Origin of the sequence: Nocardia sp. CA-129566, from assembly GCF_050956075.1 — a bacterium.
Classification (GTDB): Bacteria; Actinomycetota; Actinomycetes; order Mycobacteriales; family Mycobacteriaceae; genus Nocardia.
Genome location: NZ_CP192085.1, coordinates 3,918,701 through 3,938,695, shown reverse-complemented (window position 1 = coordinate 3,938,695; position 19,995 = coordinate 3,918,701). Strand labels below are relative to the sequence as shown.

Sequence of the window (19,995 nt, the reverse complement as noted above, 5' to 3'; positions counted from 1 at the left end):
TGAAATCGAGTACCAGGGCCGGAATTCCGAAATGCGCTGGTGCAGGTCCGCTCTCGACGTTTACCCGCACCAGCACATGGTGATCACCGGTCCACCACTGGGGCACGGGGGCGGGGCGGAGGCTTGGGTGGTGCGGTTGGCTTTGGCTGGTCGCGCGTTCGGGCCGTCGGAGCTGCACGATGGCGGCACCATCCACACTCGAGACCAGCAAGTCCCGCAGGCCATCGGACCATGCGGCGACACGCCGTTGGGTGACGCCACTTTTCGCTGTCACAATCACCGGGACCGGGCGAGCATTAGTCTGAGACGGTGCGCTGGTTCCTCCCGCTTTTGCTTCTTCTCGCGGCCTGCGCCTCGGACCCGGCACCGGCCTCGACCCCGCCGCCGGTCACCCCCACCGAATACGTCCGCACGCCAACGGATTGCGCCAAGCTGACCGTCGAAGCGCTTATCGTCGACCCCGGTCACGGCTACCTCTTCGGCACTCACGCCGAATGGCTGCCGAAGGGGCAATTCGTCCGCATCCGAGTGGCGATCACCAACACCGACAACACATTTCACACCACCCGAACAACCGACTACCAGCTATCCGACGCGGCCGACGCCGCTCACCCGGTCAGCAATGACGCCATGGCGATCAAACGCCAACCGACCGATGTCACCATCGGCGCGGGAAACCGCCTGGAACTCGATCTCTGGTACGACATTCCGCTCGATACCGCGCCGAAGCTCCTGCGCGACACCGTGTGCACGATAACGACTCCGCTCCCGAGTTAGCGGCAGTCCCTCGGCCGTCCCGAATCGACGAAGTTGCACGCTGGGCTGCGAAATCACCGTTGGATGCAAATCTTCCTGGAGTTATGCGCCGATTGCATGGGAAATCCGCCGCGTTGGTCCATATCGGATTCGCACCATGATGTGCTGTGCGCAATCAAACCTGAAGGGAGGCAGGCATGTCGGAGAACAGGTCGACGCTGGCGCGACGACAGCTGGGAAAGTACCTGCGCAACGGTCGCGAGGAGTGCGGACTGACGCTCCAACGTGCGGCCGACCTGATTCAGCGCAGCGCGAGCACCCTGCAACGCATCGAGACAGGTACGGTGGTGCACCTGCGGGAGGTGGATCTCGAGGCACTGTGCAAGATATACGGGTTCAGTGCCGACCATACCGCAGCGATGAAAGGTCTTGCGGCACAAGGCAGCGAACAAAGTTGGTGGTTCGAATACAGTGATCTGATTCCGCCGAACTTCGACTTCTTCGTGGGGCTGGAAGCATCGGCGCAGTGTCTTACGACCTATCAGCCGGAACTCGTGCCAGGGTTGTTGCAGACACCAGCGTATACAAGTGTGCTGATGCGGTCCGGCTTCTCTGACGACGGCTCGGAAGAGCACGCGCGGAGAGTTCAGCTGCGAATGCGCAGGCAAACCAGAATCACGCGCAAGCACCAGCCAGCGACCCTCAATGTCATCCTGAGAGAGTCGGTCCTGCGGTGCGTGGTCGGCGGGCCGAAAGTGATGGCCACCCAGATGAAACACCTAGCAGATATCGAGGCGCGGCCCAACGTGAACGTACAGATCCTCCCGTTCAGCGCGGGACATCCGCTGGGCGTCGCAGTTGGTCCGTTCGTCATCCTCGAGTTCAGCGAGAACAGACAGGGGCAAGAGATCGAACCGCCGGTGGTCTACACCGAATCTTTCACCGGGGACTTGTATCTTGCAAAATCAAGCACTGTTCAGCGATACCATCAGGCATACGAGAGTCTGCGGCGAAGTGCGATGGATGTCTTCGCCAGCCGGGCACTGTTCAGACAGATGGCGAAGGAGTACGCGTCCTGATGGTCGATCTTTCGAACGCACAGTGGTTCAAGAGCACTCGCAGTGGCGCCGACAAGGAGTGCGTCGAGGTCGCATTCCTCCCGAACAACCTTGTCGGCGTCCGCGATTCCAAGAACCCAACGGGCCCCGCGCTGATTTTCACCACCGCCGAGTGGTCGACCTTCACCCGCGCGGCAACTCGCGGCGACTTCCATCGCTGACAGCTCGCGAACCCCAACAGTCGGATAAGATTCTGTCGAGCCAGGGATGACCCGGGTGGACCCGCGACAACCACTCGCACAGTCGCGACCTCTGCGATTGATCCAAAGCCGGTAGTACATGCCGGAAGTCGGCTTCGTCCTTGTCGCGTGGCGCTTTCGCCTTGAACAGGAGCACGACTTCCGGAATCGCATAGGGAATCCCCTCGCGGGTGTGGCGAATCAGTTCTGCACAGGGCAGCGTGATCGACCGGTCACGGCGGCACACCCATCGGTCACCGTCCTGCGGTTCCCGAAACACGTCGAGGTGATATCGCCCGGTCGCAGGGTCGCGTAGCCAGGTCTGATGCTGGTTCTCCGCCTCCGCCGGAAACGGCAGGATTCGGCCGTCCGCGATCACATCCCACTCGAAGCCCGGGAATGCGGCGACGATTTCACCGAATCTGCCCTCTGGGACCCCGATTTCGAGATCATGGTGGGCACGGGCGGCATTCTCGGTGAACAGCTCGAGCGCCCACCCACCCGCCACGTACCACGGAACCGTGACACCCGACATTCGCTCCGCGACCTCACCGGGCATCCACGCAGCCCACAACCGGTCGCATTCCTCGGGCGAAACCGCACGCCCGGCCATCTCGGACATCCCCACCCCCAAGTCAGTTCGTGGCACCCATGATGACATGGATGCCATTCCGATTCCCGACAGCAAGCAGCCGGTGTGCATTCGCCGCGATCATGATGATGCCTCGGCCCAGCATCATCCGATGCTCGAAGCCGCGACTTCCGACTCACAGGCCGCCGCGATCAACCGCGATCCGGTTCATCGAGGTGTCCACGATCCCGCGTTCCCCGAACAGCGCGCCCCGGCATCCAAGCCCTGTTCCCTGGTCACCTTCGCGCGTTCCTGCCTCGAACGACGCCTGACCGGAGGATTTCGGCGGCATAGGACTCCTGCCCAGAGTCGCGAGAAGATCCGCGGGCCATCAGCCTAGCGCTTTATCAGGCAGCGCTCCCGTATCCCATTGCGGCGCTGCGCACTTGGTTGACGTAGGCAGTGGAGTGGTTGTAAGCCAGGATGGCTTGCCGCCACCCGCGGGCGGTGGCCAGATCACCGCCCGCCGCGCACAGGTAGCGGCCCGCGGCCAGCGCCGCATCGTCGATATTGTCGGCGCTGCCCGAAAGATTGCTGGTGGCAGCTGGTTTGCCGCTCTCCAGGGTCTTGGCGAGGGTGTTGTAGTCGGTGCTTGCGCGCACACCCCAGCGTTTCCAGGTGTCGGGGATGAACTGGAACGGCCCCATCGCGCGGGCGTACACCGTGTGCCCGGCTCGAGCCGTGGCGACGGGGTCGACGATCAGGGCGTTGCCGCCGGTGCCGTTCAGAGCGATTCCGCGGATCGGTGGCCGCACCAGACCGTCGGCCGCGATGGTGGCTCCGCCGAATCGGGCGTGATCGCTTTCCACACGGGCGATCCCGGCCAGGGTGACCCACCCGAGATGGCACCCCGGTTGTGCCTTCGCCATGGCCACCGTCGCGTATCCGTAGGCCTGTAGCGCGCGCACCGGGATTCCGTATTTTTCGGCCCGGGGTCGAGCCCAGTCGCGCAGCTGGTCCAGCGGGTGATCGACCGCGTCGAGCCGAATCGCGGGCACCGACCCACCGGTACTGGCCGGCACAGGATCGGGAGTTCGATCCGATGCGCCGCCGCAGCCCGCGAGGACTACCGCTACCACCGGCACCAGCAGCGCCGAGCGCGCTGTCATCACACTCCGACCGTGCGAGTACCAACTTGTCATATCGTCACTACTTGCCCGGGACGGGTAGAGGCGTAGTGGCGGACGGTTTGGGCGGGTTCGTCGGTTTCGGCGCGCTGGGCGGCTTGGGCGGGGTCGGCGCCGTTGAGTGCTGCGAAGTCGTGGTCGGTGGGTGCGCGATGGTCGGCTTGGACGGTGACGGCGCAGGCTTCCGCTCGGTCGTCGTGGTGGTTGCGGTCGGCACCGGAGTGCGTCGGGCCGAGGTGGTTGTCGTCTTGCTGGCCGACGTCGTTGGCGTGGCGCTGGGCGGCGCTGTCGTCGTACTGATGGTCGTCGTGGTCGTCGTGCCGGTCGACGATGTCGTCGTCGTGCCAGCCGTTGTTGTCGTACCGACCGGCGTCGTTGTCTCGGTCGGCGAGAGGCTCGTCGGGAGGGTTGTAGTGCTGGACGGGGCAACGACGGTCGTGGTGGTGACCGGATCCTGGCTCGGGCTCACGCCGGGCTGAGCAGTCGCACTCACGAGCGGTTGCGGGGCGGCCTCGATCGAGAAACTCGCACTCGCGCTGACGGACAGACTGGGCGCTGTGGTCGGGGTATCGGTGGTCACCGTGGTCGGCTCGCTGGTGGTCGTGTCGGTTGCGGCTGTCGACTCGCTGGTCGTCGCGTCCGTCGTTGTATCCGCCCCGCTGCCGACGGTGTCCGCTGCTGTGGCGTCACTCGGAACAGGCACATCATCGGGGGTCTCCAAGGTGCTGACAACGTCGCTGGCCTGAATCGCTCCGCCGGTCACATCTTCCGCGCTCGACGTCTCTGGAACCTCCGACGCCGCAAAGACATTGCCCACCCGGTCGGCTCGCCGCGCATCCGCTGTGATCACGCCCCCGATAGCGAGTGTGATCAGCGCGGCAATAGCCGCGGCGGCGAGCATGTGCTGGCGATCGTCGCGGGGCACGAGATTCGACAGGCGCGAGCGGAGATGCCCGGCGTACCGATGCCATCGCCCCGAGTCCGCCGATGCGAGCCGTTCACCGTCGCCGAAATTGTCCGCTCTGCATGAGTCGCCAGGAGCGGCGACGGCATGATCAGGCGTCCGGATGAGTATTGTTTTGTCGTCATCAATTATCGCGCCGCCGGGAATGCGGACCAACTGGGTCGCATCGGGGTCGGCGATATCGGTATCAGGCGTACCGATGAGTTCGGTCGCATCGGGATTGCCGCGGTCGGGTTCGTTACTGTCGAATGATTGCATCACGAATTTTTTTCTTCTCTGCAGCGAGTCGAACCTGTCAGGGTTTCCGAAAAAGAATTTCCGCAAGATAATTTGGAGTCGAGTGGCACGCCATTACTCCCGTCCACCCACTACTCCGGTCAACGCAGTGCCGCCGGGGATTCGGCGTGCGGGATGAGCAGCCGCGGACTGCCCGAGCCGTCCGCCGGGACCGCCCAGATGTCCGAATCGTCGGCGCCCCGCGCAATGGCGTAACCGATGGTGTTCGGGTCCAGCCAGGCCGACTGGTCGTCCACGCTGCGGGTTTCGGCCAGCGAGGTCCGCGCGCCCGACGCCAGATCCAGTACCGACAGCCGCCAGCCCTTCGCGGGGTCCGCGTCGATCGCCGACTTGAAGGCGATACGTCTGCCGTCCGGGGACAGCGATGGGCATTCCACGTTCTGCGCGATGGTGCGGATGCTTTTCGCCGCGATATCACCTGCCACGAGGTACCGGCGTCCGTCGGTGGACATCGTGGCGTAGAAGGTGTTGTCGTCGGCGGCGAAGGTGATACCCCAGAAGTTGAGGTCGGCCGCGGTGTAGGGATGACCGTCCAGGGTCACCGGGAGGAATTCCAGTGAGTCGATCATGTCCTCGGTCTCGAGGTCGATCAGCCCGGCGCGGGTGGAGAACCGCCCGTTGTTGTACGAGTCGCCCGCCACGAACACCGTCCAGGCCACCAGCCGCCCGTCCCCGGATACCCGGGTGCGGTTCGGCACGCCGACCAGCGGGATCTCCTTCTTCACATCGAGTTTGCTGTCCAGGATGGTGGCCTGGAAGGTGGGGAGCGCGCCGTCCTGCCGTAGGCAGATGCCGGTGCCGCCCGCCGCGTCGACCCGTAGGCAGTTGAGTGCGGATACCGAGCGTGGCCCGCCCGGATCTTCGGTGGCCACCATCGCCAGGTGGCCCTTGCTCTCCGGTGCGGTGCTGCGGAACAGGATCCCTGGCCCGGCCGTGAGACTCAGCCGGTCGGTCACGGACACCGCGGGTTGCACGCGGGTCGTCGTGAACACGCCGTAGCCGACCGCGACCGCGGTCAGCAGCACCGCCCCGAGCAGTGCGAGCACCACCCGCCGAGTCATGCCTGCTCCTCGATGGTCTCGGCGTGATCGCTCGGATCGGAGCCGCCGGTGTCGGCGGCCGGGATGCCGCGCAGCAGCAGGCCGAGCACGAGCACCGCCACCGCGACCAGAATCGCGGCGATCCGGCTCGCGCTCGCCGGTCCCCACACCGTCCAGGCCAGCCCGAACAACACCGAGGACACCAGGTAGGACAATGCCTGTCCGGTCTGGATCAGCGCGATTCCCGTGGTACGCAGGGATTCCGGCAGGACCGGCCCGGCCAGGGCCATCAGCACGCCGTCGGTGGCCGCGTAGAACAGGCCGTAGAGAGCGAGCACCGCCAGCACCAACGCAGTGCCACCGAACGGCCCGAACAGCAGTAGATACACCAGCACCAGCGCGGTGTAGCCGCCGAGCACGACCTTCAGCCGACCGATCTTGTCGGCGAGCAGGCCCAGCGGCGTGGCCAGCAGCAGATAGGACAGGTTCGTGCCGACGGCCAGCAGCGGGAACCAGCTGACGCTGAGATGCTCCCGGTGTTGCAACAGGAGATAGACGAAGCCGTCGCCGATTGTCACCATCCCGGCCAGACACGCGGCCAGCACCAGCCGCCGAACCGGCGCCGTCCGGATCAGGCCGCCCAGCGCCGATGGTGACACCGTGCCCTTCGGTGACTGCGCGTCGCGGTGGTCCCGAACGAACAACACCAGCACCAGTACGCCGAACGCGGCGATGCAGAAGCTGACCACAAAGACCGCGTCGTAGGCCTGCGCGGTGGCGGCGAGGATGCCGAGCGCGACCAGCGGCCCGGCGAACGCTCCGATGGTGTCCATCGTCCGGTGCACGCCGAACGCGCGACCATACAGCTGCGGTGGGGTGGACAGGGTGATCAAAGCGTCACGTGGCGCCGTGCGCAGGCCCTTGCCGGTGCGGTCGATCGCGATCACCGCGCCGATCGCGCCGACGGCGCTGCCCACGGCGAGCATCCCGAGTTTCGCCACCGCCGACAACCCGTAGCCGAGCCCGGCGATGAACTTGCGGCGGCGCGTCAAGTCGGCGATGTATCCGCCCACCAGCCGCAGCAGCGCTGTCGCCCCGGTGTACGTGCCGTCGACGACGCCGTAGACGGCGGGGCTCAGGTGCAGCCCGACAACCAGGTACACCGGAAGAACCGCGGTCATCATTTCCGACGAGATGTCGGTGACCAGGCTGACCGCGCCGAGCGCGAAGACATTGCCGCTGAGCAGGAACAACGCGTTTCGGCGGGACGGTTTCGCGGCGTCGTCCCCGGTGTGCGGATGGTCGATTGTGGACAGATACACAGGTGTGCCACCTTCGTGAGTTGCGCGAGCCGCTCGCGGACAGACCATCGGCCTGTCCGCGAGCGGGGTGATTACCAGCTACCGATCACTCGCGGATATCTGCGAATGGTCAGTTCCACACGTTGGTGATCTCGGCGGCCGAGTTCAGGTGGGACAACCCGTAGGCGCTCTCGATGGTGCTCAGAACGTTGTAGTGGTTGATCTGGTTGGAGAAGCTGCCGACCTGGGTGTGCGCGCCGACGAACGTGGTGAAAATGTGGTTGGACGAACCGCCGTTGTCCTCGTCGAAGGTGACGATGAGCAGGCTGTTGTGGGTCTTGGCCCACTGCGCGTAGCCGTCCATCTTGTTCTTCAGCCAGGTGTCACCCGTGCTGATCGAACAGTCGTGCATGTCGTTGCACATGTCGGGCGCCACGTACGAGACCGTCGGCAGGGTCGAGTAGTCCGTAGGGAACGTGCTGAACCGCACGTTGCTGGTCGCCGGAACGTTGCTGAAGAACGGTGCGGCGTTGTGCTTGCGTCGGTACGTGCCGCTCGAGCAGCCGGTGTAGCCGTCGGAGGGCATGGCCTCGGAGTAGCTCTTGTACGACTTGCCCGCGGTGAGAAGCTGGTTGGCGATGTTGTTTCCGCTGAAGGTGTGCGGGCAGCTGTCGTCGGTGATGCCCTGGGTCGACCCGGAGAACATCGCCAGGTAGTTGGGCTCACTCGGGTGAGTGACCGCGAAGGACTGGGTGAACTTCGCGCCCTGGCCCGCCAGGCTGTTGAAGTAGGGGGCGCTGGAACTGCCGTTGATCTGCGAGTAGGAATGGTTCTCGAACATCACGAGCACGATGTGGTCGAACACCGGTACGGTCGTCGCCGCCTGCGCCGGGGACGAGCTGACGACGGCGGACGTCGCCATACCGATCAAAGCTGCCGCTGCAACGAATGCAGCCGCAATGCGCTTCCGAAACACGAATCCTCCTGAAGGATTTGAACCGACCCTGGCAGCACCGCCAGGGTCGGGCAATACTAAGGACCGCCGGTAGCCGCAATTCCAAATGTTCCGGGGACGCTGGATGTGCGTGAAGTGAACAAACAAAGCGGAAAACCCATTCTTCTGGGAAAACAAACAAAACTGGTCAAGCGCCTTATCAGAACTGGTCGAGCGCATTAAACGAACTGGTCAAATGAATAGAATTGCGGACCGTAGATAAGACGATGTTCCGGCCCGATTCGCTGAAAGAAGTTCAGCGGGAAGATGCCGTGATGACGACATTTGATAACCGAGTGCGGTTGCGCCGATAGCGGAGGCCGGGCGCGCGGCGGTGTCGGCGGCACCGGCACGAGGCCGCTGTAGCGAACCCGCTACCGCCGCAGCGCATTCGGGTAGTTCCCAGCCGCGTCCCAGCTAGCTCTGAGGTTCAGCGGAGACGCTCGCTACGGCTCAGTCCTGGGCCGCGCCGAGTCCTGCCCGGGAACGCAGCCATCGCCGTCCGCGCGCCCGGATACGGCCACCGAAAGCATGGAGAACGATGTACCGGAAGTGTGTTCTGATCGCCGCCCTGACGATGGTGGGCTGCGCGGTCACCACCGCCCCGTTCGCGCACGCCGCGGCAGCCCATGAGAAGACCTACTCCGTTTCCGGCACAATGCAATTCACCGTCGGCCAGCGCGATATCGACGCCCACCCACTCGCCGCGCTGAACGGCATGCCGACCAACCGGGAAGTGTTGCTGGACACCGACTTCTACGGCCGGATCTCGGGTTCCGATTCCGGCACGCTGACCTCCGGATACTACGTCGCGTGCGCGGTGGACCTCGACCCCAAGGCCGAACTCCAAACCAAGCTCCAGGCAGATGCCGATCTGGACCTCGGACTCGACATCTCCCCCGGTTCGCTGACGCCGAGCATCGATATCAATGTCATCCCCGACCTCAGCGGCGGGCTCGGCGCCGACCTGACCATGTCCCCGGGCAAAATCGCCGATATCGCGGTCGGCACCAAGAAGCTCCAACCGGACACCCTCGGCACCATGGTCAGCCGAGACTTCCACATCCAGGTATCCGGCTGCGGTGGCGCGCTGACCATTCGCGCGTACGCCAGGGTCACTGCCGAGTCGGCGGCGGTGGACGCCAGCGGTGCGAGCTACGGCGACCCCATCGTGCTGTGAATCCTCAGTCCTGCACCCGCAGCGCCTGCCGAATCGTCAGGCGCCCTTGGGTTTGCATCAGCGAACGGCGGTAGATCTTCTCCGCGATAACGACGATGCCGTAGGTGGCGGCCGCCATCCGCGCCAAGGCGATCAGCGGCTCCCACCACGAGGCCGTGCCCTCGGCAGTCGGCCGGGCACGGCGACTATGGAGACCACAGGCACGTAACAGTTCGGCCGCATGCCGTTTGGCGGCCGCGGTCGAAAGCCCGCGCAGCCGGGCGAGGTACACGCGGATCAGTGCGGTTCGGGCAGCCCGAGGGCCGGGGCGAGCACACGCCAGGCACGCGGCAGTTGCGCCTCGAAATCGGGCCAGGTGTGCATGCCCGCCGGGGCGTAGTCGACGGTGGCCGGAATCCTCAGCTCGGCGAGTCGGGCGGCGAAGCGTTCGGTGCACAGGCGCGCACCGGCCTCGAGCGCCAGTCCCCCGCCCGCCATCTGCAGGGCTTCGACGAGGTTCGGCGCATGCGATACGGCGACGAGATCGGCGTCGGTCGGCAGGCCCGTCGCCGCGGACAGGTAGATCGACGTACCCCGCAGGTCGGCCGCCCCGAGCACACTGTCGTGCGCACCCCACTCCGGCGAACCGGGTGGGCCCCAGAGGTTTTCGACATTGCCGCCGCGCGAGGCGACCGTGATGGTGGTGACGGCGCGGCCGAGTTCGTCCGCGGTGGAATAACATCCACTCATCCCCGCGACCGCACGGTATCGGCCCGGATACCGCTGGGCCAGCATCATGGCCGCCTGCGCGCCCATCGATACGCCCGCGATCGCCCGCCGCCCATCGGTTCTCAGATACGACTCGACGATCGGCGGCAGCTCCGAGGTCAGAAACGTCTCCCACCGATTGAGTCCGAGGGTGGCGTCGCGACGCATCCAGTCGCTGTACATGCTCCCGGTACCGCCGCTGGTCAAGACCACATCGACGGGCTTATCGGCGAAGTACTCCGCTGCCCGCCCCTTGCTCAGCCACCCCGAGATCTGCTCGCCGTCGACACCGTCCAGCAGATACAACAGCGGATGCGGCCCGGAACCGCTGCCGCGCAATACATCCACGGTAATGACCCGGCGCATGGCGGCCGAGGCGATCGAAAAGCGTTCGTGGCGCGGTCCGACGGTTTCGATATTGATGGTGCCGGTCCGTGTCATGGCCGGATCCACGGGCGGCGGTCCGGCGGGTGGATCCGCGAGCGCGGGCACAGCCCCCACCACGGCGATGAGGGCCATCGCCGCCGCGGTGATCGGTGCTCGAAGACTCATGGCGCGACGGCGGCCCGCTCAGCCCGTCTGGCCGCGGCGCGATCACGCTGCTCCTCGAAACGCGTTGCCCTGAGTGCCAACTCGTCGAGGTAGGCGGCGATCTCGTCGCGGGCGCGTTCGCCGTCGCCGGATAGGTCGTTGCGCTCGAAGACATTCCAGGCCCGCAGCACCGGGCGCAGCACGCCGTCGAGATGCTGGCGCAGATCGTAGATGCCATGTTTGGCCAGTACCACGGCATTACGCCGGAAGTTCGGCTGGGTGAGTCCGGGCATCTGGAACCGGGTGACGATATCGGTGATCGCGCGCAAGGTCTGGTCCGGTGTGAGGTCGAGGGCGGCGGCACTGAGGTTTCGGTAGAAGATCATGTGCAGGTTCTCGTCGGCGGCAATCCGTTGCAGCATACGCTCGGCGATGGGCTCATTACAGGCCGCACCGGTATTTCTGTGACTGATCCTCGTCGCCAGTTCCTGGAGCGTCACATATGCGACAGATCGCAGGAACTGCGGTCCCCGACCAGGTTTCGCGACACCCGTCGTCATATGCGCCATTCTGGCCTGCTCCAGGGTCACCGGGTCGACCGCGCGAGTGACCACCAGATAATCGCGCATGACAATCGCATGACGATTCTCCTCCGCGGTCCAGCGCCCCACCCAGGTGCCCCAGACCCCGTCCAGTGAGAACGACTCCGAGATCTCCCGGTGATAGGAGGGCAGATTGTCCTCGGTGAGCAAGTTGGTGACCATCGCGGTGCGGGCGACCTCGGACAGCTCGGATTGTCCTGGCTCCCAGTCGATACCGCCCATGGCCGCGAAATTCCGGCCATCGTCCCAAGGCACATAATCGTGCGGGTGCCATGGCTTGGCCTTGCGCAGGTGCTCTTCGAGATGGCGTTCGGCGACAGGCTCGAGTTCGCGCAGAATGTCGAGATCGGTCAGCGTGGTCGGCACACGTACTCCTTCGTTCACACCCCGGAACCGCAGATTAAGGGCGTCCGGTCAGGCCGAACGGGTGATTCGGTGATCATTGGGCGAGGTGACGACCGGGCGGCGAGCCTGCTGGAGCCCGTCACAATCGGGCAGATCGGCCAGCCGGTAGAGCCCCGGCGGTCGGCCATCGGCCTGCAGGCGGGCCAGCAACTCCTGGGCCAGCCCGGCCAGTTCGGGAATCCGGCCGGTATCGCCGAACGTCACCACCGCGGTCAGCGGAACCTCGGCGGCCTCGCCGATCAGCTCGAGCACCTCGGGGGTGAGTGCGAGCGAGGTCACGGCCGAGATCTCATCGATCGGAACCAGGACCGTACCGCCCTCATCGGACAGCAGCGACAGCGCCCGGGAACCGAGCGGAGTCGCCAGCGCCGCCTGGACGCGGCGCAGCTTCCGGCGCGCCGCGGACGGCGCGCCCATGCCGGGTCTTCGCTCATCCGGATGCGCGGGAATCGCGAGGGCCACGACCTGGTACGACGCGGCCACACTGATTCCGGCCCGGCGCGCCAAGTGCGCGACGCCGTGCCCGCTGAGCAGCGCCGATACCAGCGTCTGCGCCGCGGTCTGCTGCTCCCGCGCCACCTGGCGATGTTCATCGAGATAGGCCGTCAGCGTCGCCGTCGTCACCGTTTCCAACACCCGGACGATCAGCCCGGCCGCGGCCGCCACCGCATCGGCGTCTTCGCCCGCGGCCTGCTCGGTGAGGAATTCCAAACCGATGCGGACACCATCGTGATACGCGTCGAGCACGGTTTCCAGCGCTATCCCCTCGCGTGCCCAGCGCGCGGCCGAACCGGTAATCGCCGCAGGCTGTGTCGTCACCGGAACCAACCGCGCCTCCAGCATCCGCGCGGCCTCCACCAAACAGGTGCGCGTGATAGTACCGAGATCTTCGCGTCGTGCGCGCCGAGCCTGAAAAGTCAAATGCTCGACCAGTTTTGCTTCCAAGGTCTTGGTACCCGAACCGGCCCGTTTGCCCACCATGACTATGAAAGGCTAGCCAGGTTCGAGCCGAAATCGAATATCCGGCCCGATAATTAGGAAAGTCATCACTTCGCACCGACAGCCTTGGGCGAAATCACAAGCAGCGGACGGATTCTCGGTTGCAAATATTCCGGTCATTCGGATGATCAGATTACGACAGCGGGATCGGTCCACCGCCGGTCCGCTGGCGCACGGGTGGCGCCCGCGCGAGCGCCGCTGTAACGCCCGGCGGCCCTGCAGCGACGGCATCGGCATGGCAGCCCGCTGTACCCAGACACTGGTGCTTCAAACCAGAGCACGCCGACCGAACCTGTGAGCTGTCCCATGACTAAAGTGGATCCCTGTGCTCCGGGTCATGTGCCCGATAGCATCGACCGCCTTGCCTCAGTTCGGTGAACCCGGGCGGTGCAACTGGCGACGAGTTCGAAGGATGGCTGACCCCATATGACCGGTACGCGAGAAAAGCTGGAGGAACTCCGCGACGTCCTCGAGCTCGCCGAGGAGCCCGCAGGCGAGACCGGCATCGCGAAGCGCAAGAAGAAGGGCATACCCAGCGCGCGTGAGCGCGTGCGGATGCTGCTCGACAAAGGCTCCTTCGTGGAGATGGGCGCGCTGATGCGCCAGCCCGGCAGCGCCGACGGCATGTACGGCGACGGCGTGGTCACCGGCCGCGGCTATATCGACGGCAGGCCGGTCGTCGTCATCGCCCACGATCAGACCGTGCACGGCGGTTCGGTCGGCGAGATGTTCGGCCGAAAGGTCGCCGCCGCAATGGAGTTCGCGCAGGAGAACGCCTGCCCGGTGGTCTCGATCAACGACTCCGGCGGCGCCCGCATCCAAGAGGCGGTGACCTCGCTGGCCTGGTACGCGCTGATGTGCCGCCGCCAGGAGGACCTGTCCGGTTTCGTGCCGATGGTCGCGGTCATGCTCGGCAAATGCGCGGCCGGTTCGGTGTACGGCCCGGTCAATATGGATGTGCTGGTCGCGACCGAGAAGTCCTATATGTTCGTCACCGGTCCGGAGGTGATCAAGGGTGTCACCGGCGAGGTGGTCAGCGCCGATGATCTCGGCGGCGCCGCCGCCCTGCAGGCCAATGGCACGGTGCATCACGTCGCCGCCGATGAGCAGGCCGCCTTCGACTGGGTCCGCACCTATCTGAGCTACCTGCCGTCGAGCTGCCTCGAGCAGGCTCCGGTGGTGAATCCGGGCCTGGAGCCGGAGCTGACCAGCCACGATCTGGAACTGAACTCGATCATTCCGGATTCGGCCCGCTCCGGCTACGACATGCACGAGGTGCTGCTGCGCATCTTCGACGACGGGGATTTCCACGAGATCAGCGCGGGTACCGCACCGAATCTGATCACCGGGTTCGCCAGGGTCGACGGCCGCAGCGTCGGTGTGGTCGCCAATCAGCCGCAGGTGCTCGGGGGCGCGCTGGACGGGCTGTGCTCGGACAAGGCGGCGTATTTCATCCGCCTGTGCGATGCCTTCGGCCTGCCGATCATCTTCGTCGTCGACACCCCCGGCGTGCTGCCCGGCCTCGAGGAGGAACGCAACGGCGTGATCAAGCGCGGCGGCCGGTTCTTCCGCTCGGTGATCGAGGCCACCGTGCCGATCGTGTCGATCGTGACGCGCAAGGCCTACGGCGGCGGCTACGCGGTGATGGGCTGCAAGCCGCTCGGCGCCGACCTCGCCCTGGCCTGGCCGACCGCACAGATCGCGGTAATGGGTGCGGAGAGCATGGTGGGCATCATCGGCCGCCGACAACTGGAGGCGACCCCGGCCGACCAGCGCGCCACCGTGCGTCAGCAGATGATCGACTTCTACAACGCCACCGTGGCCACCCCGTGGACCGCGGCCGAGCGCGGCTATATCGACGCCGTCATCGAGCCGTCCCAGACCCGCTTGGAGATCCGCAAGGCGCTGCGCCTGCTGCGCGAGAAGGGTTCGGTCAAGAAGCACAACCCGCGCAAGCACAGCCTCTTCCCGGTCTAGGTTGTCGCCCGTTTGTGTTGCGTCACAACACAAACGGGCACCGTTCGTGCGATCTCCGATGTTGGTCCGCTCGCCGAGCGGCCCGATGTCGTTGTGCCCTAACGTCATCCATGCCCGGCCCGTGTTCGCCGCACGGCGGCCCGGCACGCGGCGTGCCCACCGAGTGTGTCCCTACCCACTCTGGGTGGGCACGCCGCACTCGCGCGAGGCGACTAGAGCGTGTCTGCCGAAACGAGGTCTCCTACCCCACCCTCATTGGGCCGATCGGCCCTCAGCCCTTCTTCAGCTCCTCGGCGAGCATCACGATGATGCCGCTGGGACCGCGGACGTAGGTGAGCTTGTAGACGTCCGCATAGGTCGCCACGCCGCGAAGCGGATGGCAGCCGTGCCTCGCGGCTATCTCGAGGGCTTTGTCGATGTTGTCGACTGAGAAGGCGACGCGGTGCATGCCGATCTCGTTGGGACGAGTGGGCTTCGACTCGATCGCTTCGGGATTGATGTACTCGAAGAGCTCGAGGCGACCGTGACCGTCTGGCGTCTGGAGCATTGCAATCTTGGCGTGGTTGCCATCGAGGCCGACGGCAGTGTCGGTCCACTCACCACTGACGGTGTCACGGCCGACGACCGTGAGACCGAGGTCGGTGAAAAAGGCGATCGTTGCTTCGAGGTCGCGAACGGCGATGCCGACGTTCTCGAGTTTGATGGACATGCGTTGCATGTTACCGAGCCGGGCCGAGCAGCCCTGGTGACGAGCGGGGGCTCGATCAACGACCACTGAGCATCCGAAAGCACCTGGAACCGCGACACGAGAAGGAGCGTCTCAGCCAGCACGCCCCCTTTGTCAGACCCGCCCTACGCCTGATCTGGACGCGTGCCGTGATTGCCCCAGGTCCGTTCCACCGTGGCCCATTCGGCCTCCCAGAGCCGGGCCCGGCGACGATCGAGGCCACGGCGCAGCAGAGCGTAGCCGCCGCCGAAGCAGGTTCCGATCGCGAAGACCAGCCCCGTGGTGATCAGCAGCGCCTTGCTCAATGCCCGGGTACTCGACGGCGGCTCGGTGACCTTACCCGAGCTATCGAGCCAGATCTTCACCGTGGCACCGGCTTTCACCAGTCCGGTGGCCTGGTAGTCGCTGGTGTGCGCGACCCCGAGTGCGTCCTTCCACTGCACCCGGGCCGGAGTGATCGGCGCGTACAGCGGGGCCTTGCCGACCTCGACCACGGTTGCCTCGACCGGGTGCAACTGCGCCGCCTGCGCTTTCGCGAGACGGTCTTCGTTCTGGTAGATCCGGCCGCCGACCGCCATCGACAGCAGCGGAGCGATGATCAGGAACAACACCGTCAGAACCGCCGCGACCGCCAACTGCACGCGGTCCTCGCGGCGGCGCATCGGATTTCGATCCAACCCGACGCGGCGGCAGGTGCGGCGGACAACACTCGGTGATCCGGCTGCTGCGGTCATGACGATGACACCTCGCTCTGGAAGTCGGCTGTCAGCCCGTTAAGGGTGTCGAAGAATATGTCGATGAGGTCGGGCAGTCCGTTGGTATCCGAGCCCGCGCCCCAGACCTGCAGGGCGGCGACGAGCAGTCCGGACCCGGCCGCGACGGCCACCTCGGGGCGCCGGTCCACCATGGGGTCCACGCCGAGCCGGGCCGCGATGATCCGCACCGATTCGCGCTGTCCGTCGAGTCGGATGCGCTGATAGCCGGCGGCCAGCGTCGGCTCGTCCTCGAAGCGCTGGAACAGCGCCCAGCGTCGGGCCAACCCGGCCGCTTTCGGCCCGGCGTATTCGGCGGCCAACCAGTCGTGCAGCGCGTTGCGGTAGGCGACCAGCGGCGGCTCGCCGAGCGGGCGGCGGCACAGGGCCTCGTTGAACAGGTGCACGTCCTGATCGATTTCACCGAGTACCGCCTCCTCGATGGAGGAGAAATGACGGCTGAAGGTCCGCCGGGTGACCCCGGCCCGCTCCGCGATGTCCTCGACCGCCACCGAATCCAGTCCCCGCTCGTTGAGCAGGTCGAATGCGGCGCGTGACATCGCCGCGCGACTGCGCAGCGTACGCAGCCTACGGCCGTCGAGGTCGACCCCGTCGTCGATACTCATATCGGCAGTCTACGCGCTATTGTCCCAACGGGACATTAGTTCGGTGTGATCCGAATCAGGGTTTGCAGGCCAACCCGGTGACGATGAGCTGCTCCCAGACCGTCAGTTTGCGGTCGACGGCGCCGACCGATGCGCCAGGACCGGCGGGCGCGTCCGGGCGCCAATGGGCCGAGGGGACGATACCGGGCTCGAGGATCTCGAGCCCGCCGAAGAGTCCGCGGATCTCATCGGTATCGCGCCAGCGGCCGCGACCGAAGGTGCTCTGCAACTTCTGCTCGGCAGCGGTGGTCTCCGGGTTGTGGCCGGATCGGAAGTGCGTGATGAAAACGTAACTGCCGGAAGGAATCTGGTCGTTCCAGAACCGCACGACAGCCGCCGGTTCCTCATCATCGTTGAAGTGATGCAGGATCGAGCTGAAGATGACGGCGACGGGCTCCTCGAAATCAATCAGCCGCGCGACCTCGGGGTGATCACGGATCGACTTCGGGTCGCGAGCGTCGGCCTGGATCACCGTGGTGTTCGCATCGGTGGCCAGCAGCGCACGGCCGTGCGCGAGCACGATCGGATCACTGTCGACATAGACCACGCGCGCGCCGGGTGCATGCCGCCGGGCGACCTGATGCACATTGTCCGCGGTCGGCAGGCCGCTGCCGAAGTCGATGAACTGCCGCATACCGGCCACGGCCATATCCCGGACGCCACGAATCAGCGCCTGCCTGCTGGTGAAGGCAATCGCCACCGAACCGGGCAGGTTCAGCTTGAAGTGGTCACCGACCTCCTGGTCTACGAGGTAGTTGTCCTTCCCGCCGAGCAGATAGTCGTAGACGCGCGCGATGCTCGGCTTACTCTGGTCGATCTCCCGGTCGAGTCGATTCGGTGGCACAACATCGTCGGCCATTCTCGACACAATACCGAGTTCAGTTGGCGCGCTTGCCGGTTTCGCGCCTCAGCGCGGATCGGTCGGGTGGTCGAGCGTAGCCGGATGTCGTTCGCACAGCGCGTGCAGGAGTCCCGGGGTGTATTCCGGCGGCGCGGCATGGACCGATAGCTGATTCACCACCGCGCGATAGGCGTCGAGGTCGGCGGCCTTGTCCAGATACAGTGCGCTGGTCAATTGCTGCAGGTAGACGATGTCGGGCAGGTCGGCCTCGGTGAAGCGCAGCATGGTGAACGCACCGTCGGCCAGCGCCGGTCCGCCGACGTGGTCGGGCAGCACCTGCACGGTGATATGCGGTTCCTCCGCGATACGCAGCACCTGTTCCAGTTGGGCCCGCCACACCGTCGACCCGCCGATGGGTCGCCGCAATGCCGCCTCCTCGACGATCAGCCACAACTGCGGCGGGTTCGGGCGGCGCAGGATCTCCTGACGGCGCAACCGCAGCACGACCCGCCGCTCGATGCCCTCCGCCGATTCGGCCGGATGGGCGAGTGCGAGCAAAGCCCGCGCATATTCGGCGGTCTGGAACAACTCCGGCACCGCTCTCGGCTCGTAGCAGCGAATCAGCTTGGCCGCCTGTTCGAGTCCGAGATAGGTGTCGAACCACTTGGGTAGCCAATCGCTGTCGCGATGCCACCAGCCGGAGGCATTCGCCTGGCGTGCGAGTTCCTTGAACTCCTCGCGCTCCACGGGATCGGTGACTCCGTAGAGCGTGAGCAGATCGACCAGGTCGCGTTCCCGGAAACCGGTGCGGCCCAACTCGAGTCGGCTGATCTTGGAATGTGAACCGCGGATCGCCTCCCCCGCGTCTTCGCGGGAGATATCGCAGCTCTCGCGCAGCCGTCGCATCCGACTGCCGAGCATCATCCGCAGGACGGTGGGCCCACCGTCGGTGGCCGGGTTGTTACCGGAGAATGAATGCCGCACTTCCGAAGCACGCATGATGCGAGTCTGCCATGGATTCGCCACGACTCTCTAGAACCAAAATGCCCCACTTCCAAAAACATTCGCACATCGGTAAGTACATTTGGGACGCTCAGCGCAGCAGCACCTCGGCCATGGCCCGCCCGAACAGCTTGCGCCCATTGCAGGTCGCGGTCAGCATGATGGTCGCCGCGCGACGCACCGGATCCAGCGCCTTGATCCGGCCGCGGAACTCGATCTCGCTGTTGTGCGTGGCCGATACCGGTGCGAAGCCGGAGAATCGCACCCCGTAGTCGACGATCGCGGCCGGATCGCCGAGCCAGTCCGTCAGATAGCTCGCGCCCAGGCCCATGGTGAGCAAACCGTGGGATACCACATTGGGCAGCCCCGCCACGTCCGCAACATGGTCGCTATAGTGAATCGGATTCGAATCACCGGATACCCCAGCGTAGTTCACCAGATCACCGCGCGAGAGCGGGATGACTCGGGTCGGCAGTTCGGCACCGATGGTGAGTTCGTCGAATTCCGGCTTTGTGCACGGCACCCGAACCTGCGTCTCGTCCACCGCGAACCCGGGCAACTCCTTGTCGAAGCATTCGATCATGCCGCTCTCCACGGCCTGCGACTGCGCGTGCTGGGGCGCATTCCGCTCGGTCAGCGCCTGACCGGTCATGATGACACCGTCGACCGCCGTGACCAGCTCGCTCGCCATCTGCGCGCCGGTCTGCGCGACCACCGTGGCATGCGCGGTCTGCAGCAGTTCCCGGTGCTGATTGGTGAGGACGGTCTTGATGACCATGAAGTCCATATCGCCGAACTGCCGGAACGAATCCATACACGAGTCGCAGCGCAGGCGGTCACCGGCGACCAGCGGCCGGTGCACCTTGATGCTCTGCTCGGTATGCAGCATCTGGCTGATGTCGTAACCGGTCAGCACCGAATCGAACATCTTGCGTTGGACCAGCAGCCAGACGATCGCGGAGAAGGTCGGCGGCGCGATCAGCGCGTCGTAGCCGAGGTCCCCCGCCGCAGCCTCGTTCCAATGCGCGGGGTGAAAATCCCGCACCGCACGGGCGAATTCCCGAATTTTCTCGCGGCCGACCTCATAGTGATCGGCCATTCGGTAGTGGCGCCCCACCAACGCACTTGCCTGTTCGGATCCGGTCAAAACCATCATGTGT

Annotated in this window: 23 protein-coding genes; 7 read left to right on the top strand and 16 right to left on the bottom strand. The window is 65.5% G+C overall.

From position 1 onward, the window contains the following. Window positions 1–309: 309 nt before the first annotated feature. The 3 genes from ACQP0C_RS17190 (at window position 310) to ACQP0C_RS17180 (ending at window position 2,035) form a co-directional block, all read left to right on the top strand. Entirely contained in the window at window positions 310–777 is a 468-nt protein-coding gene (locus tag ACQP0C_RS17190; RefSeq protein WP_433733883.1) for a hypothetical protein, read from the top strand. A gap of 176 nt (window positions 778–953) precedes the next feature. Next, window positions 954–1,835, top strand: coding sequence for a helix-turn-helix domain-containing protein (locus tag ACQP0C_RS17185; RefSeq protein ID WP_433733882.1), 882 nt, complete (start codon window positions 954–956; stop codon window positions 1,833–1,835). Then, a complete protein-coding gene (locus ACQP0C_RS17180) occupies window positions 1,835–2,035 on the top strand; it encodes a DUF397 domain-containing protein (protein ID WP_433733881.1) in 201 nt (66 codons plus the stop codon). Before ACQP0C_RS17185 ends, ACQP0C_RS17180 begins: the two co-directional genes overlap by 1 nt. Here ACQP0C_RS17180 and ACQP0C_RS17175 read toward each other — a convergent pair. The 3 genes from ACQP0C_RS17175 to ACQP0C_RS17165 form a co-directional block, all read right to left on the bottom strand. Beyond that, on the bottom strand, window positions 1,998–2,675 hold the full coding sequence (locus ACQP0C_RS17175) for a nucleotidyltransferase domain-containing protein (protein ID WP_433733880.1): 678 nt from the start codon (window positions 2,673–2,675) through the stop codon (window positions 1,998–2,000). The two genes, ACQP0C_RS17180 and ACQP0C_RS17175, sit on opposite strands and share 38 nt — an antisense overlap. Window positions 2,676–2,820: 145 nt before the next feature. Then, entirely contained in the window at window positions 2,821–2,976 is a 156-nt protein-coding gene (locus ACQP0C_RS17170) for a hypothetical protein (RefSeq protein WP_433733879.1), read from the bottom strand. A gap of 55 nt (window positions 2,977–3,031) precedes the next feature. Beyond that, the gene (locus ACQP0C_RS17165) at window positions 3,032–3,793 is read right to left on the bottom strand and encodes a murein transglycosylase (RefSeq protein ID WP_433733878.1); all 762 of its coding nucleotides are present in this window, start codon (window positions 3,791–3,793) and stop codon (window positions 3,032–3,034) included. A gap of 68 nt (window positions 3,794–3,861) precedes the next feature. Between ACQP0C_RS17165 and ACQP0C_RS17160 the strand changes: the two genes are divergently transcribed. Together ACQP0C_RS17160 and ACQP0C_RS17155 are read left to right on the top strand one after the other, a co-directional pair. Then, window positions 3,862–4,290 (top strand): hypothetical protein, encoded by a 429-nt coding sequence (locus ACQP0C_RS17160; RefSeq protein WP_433733877.1) that lies wholly within the window; start codon window positions 3,862–3,864, stop codon window positions 4,288–4,290. A gap of 78 nt (window positions 4,291–4,368) precedes the next feature. Beyond that, complete coding sequence (locus ACQP0C_RS17155; RefSeq protein WP_433733876.1) at window positions 4,369–4,557, top strand: hypothetical protein; 189 nt, start codon at window positions 4,369–4,371, stop codon at window positions 4,555–4,557. A 595-nt stretch (window positions 4,558–5,152) separates the two neighbouring features. On the opposite strand, the gene ACQP0C_RS17150 is transcribed toward ACQP0C_RS17155, so the two are convergent. The 3 genes from ACQP0C_RS17150 to ACQP0C_RS17140 form a co-directional block, all read right to left on the bottom strand. Next, window positions 5,153–6,133: a TolB family protein gene (locus ACQP0C_RS17150; RefSeq protein WP_433733875.1), complete on the bottom strand. Its 981-nt coding sequence runs from the start codon at window positions 6,131–6,133 to the stop codon at window positions 5,153–5,155. Further along, window positions 6,130–7,434: an MFS transporter gene (locus ACQP0C_RS17145; RefSeq protein ID WP_433733874.1), complete on the bottom strand. Its 1,305-nt coding sequence runs from the start codon at window positions 7,432–7,434 to the stop codon at window positions 6,130–6,132. Before ACQP0C_RS17145 ends, ACQP0C_RS17150 begins: the two co-directional genes overlap by 4 nt. A 109-nt stretch (window positions 7,435–7,543) precedes the next feature. Beyond that, window positions 7,544–8,587 (bottom strand): alkaline phosphatase family protein, encoded by a 1,044-nt coding sequence (locus ACQP0C_RS17140; RefSeq protein ID WP_433733873.1) that lies wholly within the window; start codon window positions 8,585–8,587, stop codon window positions 7,544–7,546. A 361-nt stretch (window positions 8,588–8,948) separates the two neighbouring features. Between ACQP0C_RS17140 and ACQP0C_RS17135 the strand changes: the two genes are divergently transcribed. Beyond that, complete coding sequence (locus ACQP0C_RS17135) at window positions 8,949–9,587, top strand: MspA family porin (protein WP_433733872.1); 639 nt, start codon at window positions 8,949–8,951, stop codon at window positions 9,585–9,587. Between the two features lie 4 nt (window positions 9,588–9,591). Here the strand turns inward: ACQP0C_RS17135 and ACQP0C_RS17130 are convergent, their stop codons facing one another. Genes ACQP0C_RS17130 through ACQP0C_RS17115 form a run of 4 tightly spaced genes read right to left on the bottom strand, consistent with a single transcriptional unit; the run spans window position 9,592 to window position 12,853 of the window. After that, window positions 9,592–9,858, bottom strand: a complete 267-nt coding sequence (locus ACQP0C_RS17130; protein WP_433733871.1) for a hypothetical protein — start codon at window positions 9,856–9,858, stop codon at window positions 9,592–9,594. Between the two features lie 5 nt (window positions 9,859–9,863). Next, window positions 9,864–10,886 (bottom strand): alpha/beta hydrolase, encoded by a 1,023-nt coding sequence (locus ACQP0C_RS17125; protein ID WP_433733870.1) that lies wholly within the window; start codon window positions 10,884–10,886, stop codon window positions 9,864–9,866. Further along, window positions 10,883–11,833: an acyl-ACP desaturase gene (locus tag ACQP0C_RS17120; protein WP_433733869.1), complete on the bottom strand. Its 951-nt coding sequence runs from the start codon at window positions 11,831–11,833 to the stop codon at window positions 10,883–10,885. Before ACQP0C_RS17120 ends, ACQP0C_RS17125 begins: the two co-directional genes overlap by 4 nt. A 48-nt stretch (window positions 11,834–11,881) precedes the next feature. Next, window positions 11,882–12,853: a transcriptional regulator gene (locus tag ACQP0C_RS17115; RefSeq protein ID WP_433733868.1), complete on the bottom strand. Its 972-nt coding sequence runs from the start codon at window positions 12,851–12,853 to the stop codon at window positions 11,882–11,884. Window positions 12,854–13,297: 444 nt separating this feature from the next. Between ACQP0C_RS17115 and ACQP0C_RS17110 the strand changes: the two genes are divergently transcribed. After that, window positions 13,298–14,848, top strand: a complete 1,551-nt coding sequence (locus tag ACQP0C_RS17110) for an acyl-CoA carboxylase subunit beta (RefSeq protein WP_433733867.1) — start codon at window positions 13,298–13,300, stop codon at window positions 14,846–14,848. A 271-nt stretch (window positions 14,849–15,119) separates the two neighbouring features. Here ACQP0C_RS17110 and ACQP0C_RS17105 read toward each other — a convergent pair whose 3' ends face one another. From ACQP0C_RS17105 to ACQP0C_RS17080, 6 genes are all read right to left on the bottom strand, one after another. Then, window positions 15,120–15,557, bottom strand: a complete 438-nt coding sequence (locus ACQP0C_RS17105; RefSeq protein ID WP_433733866.1) for a VOC family protein — start codon at window positions 15,555–15,557, stop codon at window positions 15,120–15,122. Between the two features lie 143 nt (window positions 15,558–15,700). Beyond that, the gene (locus tag ACQP0C_RS17100; protein WP_433733865.1) at window positions 15,701–16,309 is read right to left on the bottom strand and encodes an Rv1733c family protein; all 609 of its coding nucleotides are present in this window, start codon (window positions 16,307–16,309) and stop codon (window positions 15,701–15,703) included. Next, window positions 16,306–16,953 (bottom strand): TetR/AcrR family transcriptional regulator, encoded by a 648-nt coding sequence (locus tag ACQP0C_RS17095; RefSeq protein ID WP_433733864.1) that lies wholly within the window; start codon window positions 16,951–16,953, stop codon window positions 16,306–16,308. The genes ACQP0C_RS17100 and ACQP0C_RS17095 overlap by 4 nt, the downstream gene beginning before the upstream one ends. A 55-nt stretch (window positions 16,954–17,008) precedes the next feature. Further along, window positions 17,009–17,851, bottom strand: a complete 843-nt coding sequence (locus ACQP0C_RS17090) for an SAM-dependent methyltransferase (protein ID WP_433733863.1) — start codon at window positions 17,849–17,851, stop codon at window positions 17,009–17,011. A 48-nt stretch (window positions 17,852–17,899) separates the two neighbouring features. Further along, window positions 17,900–18,832 (bottom strand): helix-turn-helix domain-containing protein, encoded by a 933-nt coding sequence (locus tag ACQP0C_RS17085; protein WP_433733862.1) that lies wholly within the window; start codon window positions 18,830–18,832, stop codon window positions 17,900–17,902. A 94-nt stretch (window positions 18,833–18,926) separates the two neighbouring features. Further along, window positions 18,927–19,991 carry a fused (3R)-hydroxyacyl-ACP dehydratase subunits HadA/HadB gene (locus ACQP0C_RS17080; protein ID WP_433733861.1) on the bottom strand — a complete coding sequence of 355 codons (1,065 nt, stop codon included), beginning with the start codon at window positions 19,989–19,991 and terminating at the stop codon, window positions 18,927–18,929. Window positions 19,992–19,995 lie beyond the last annotated feature (4 nt).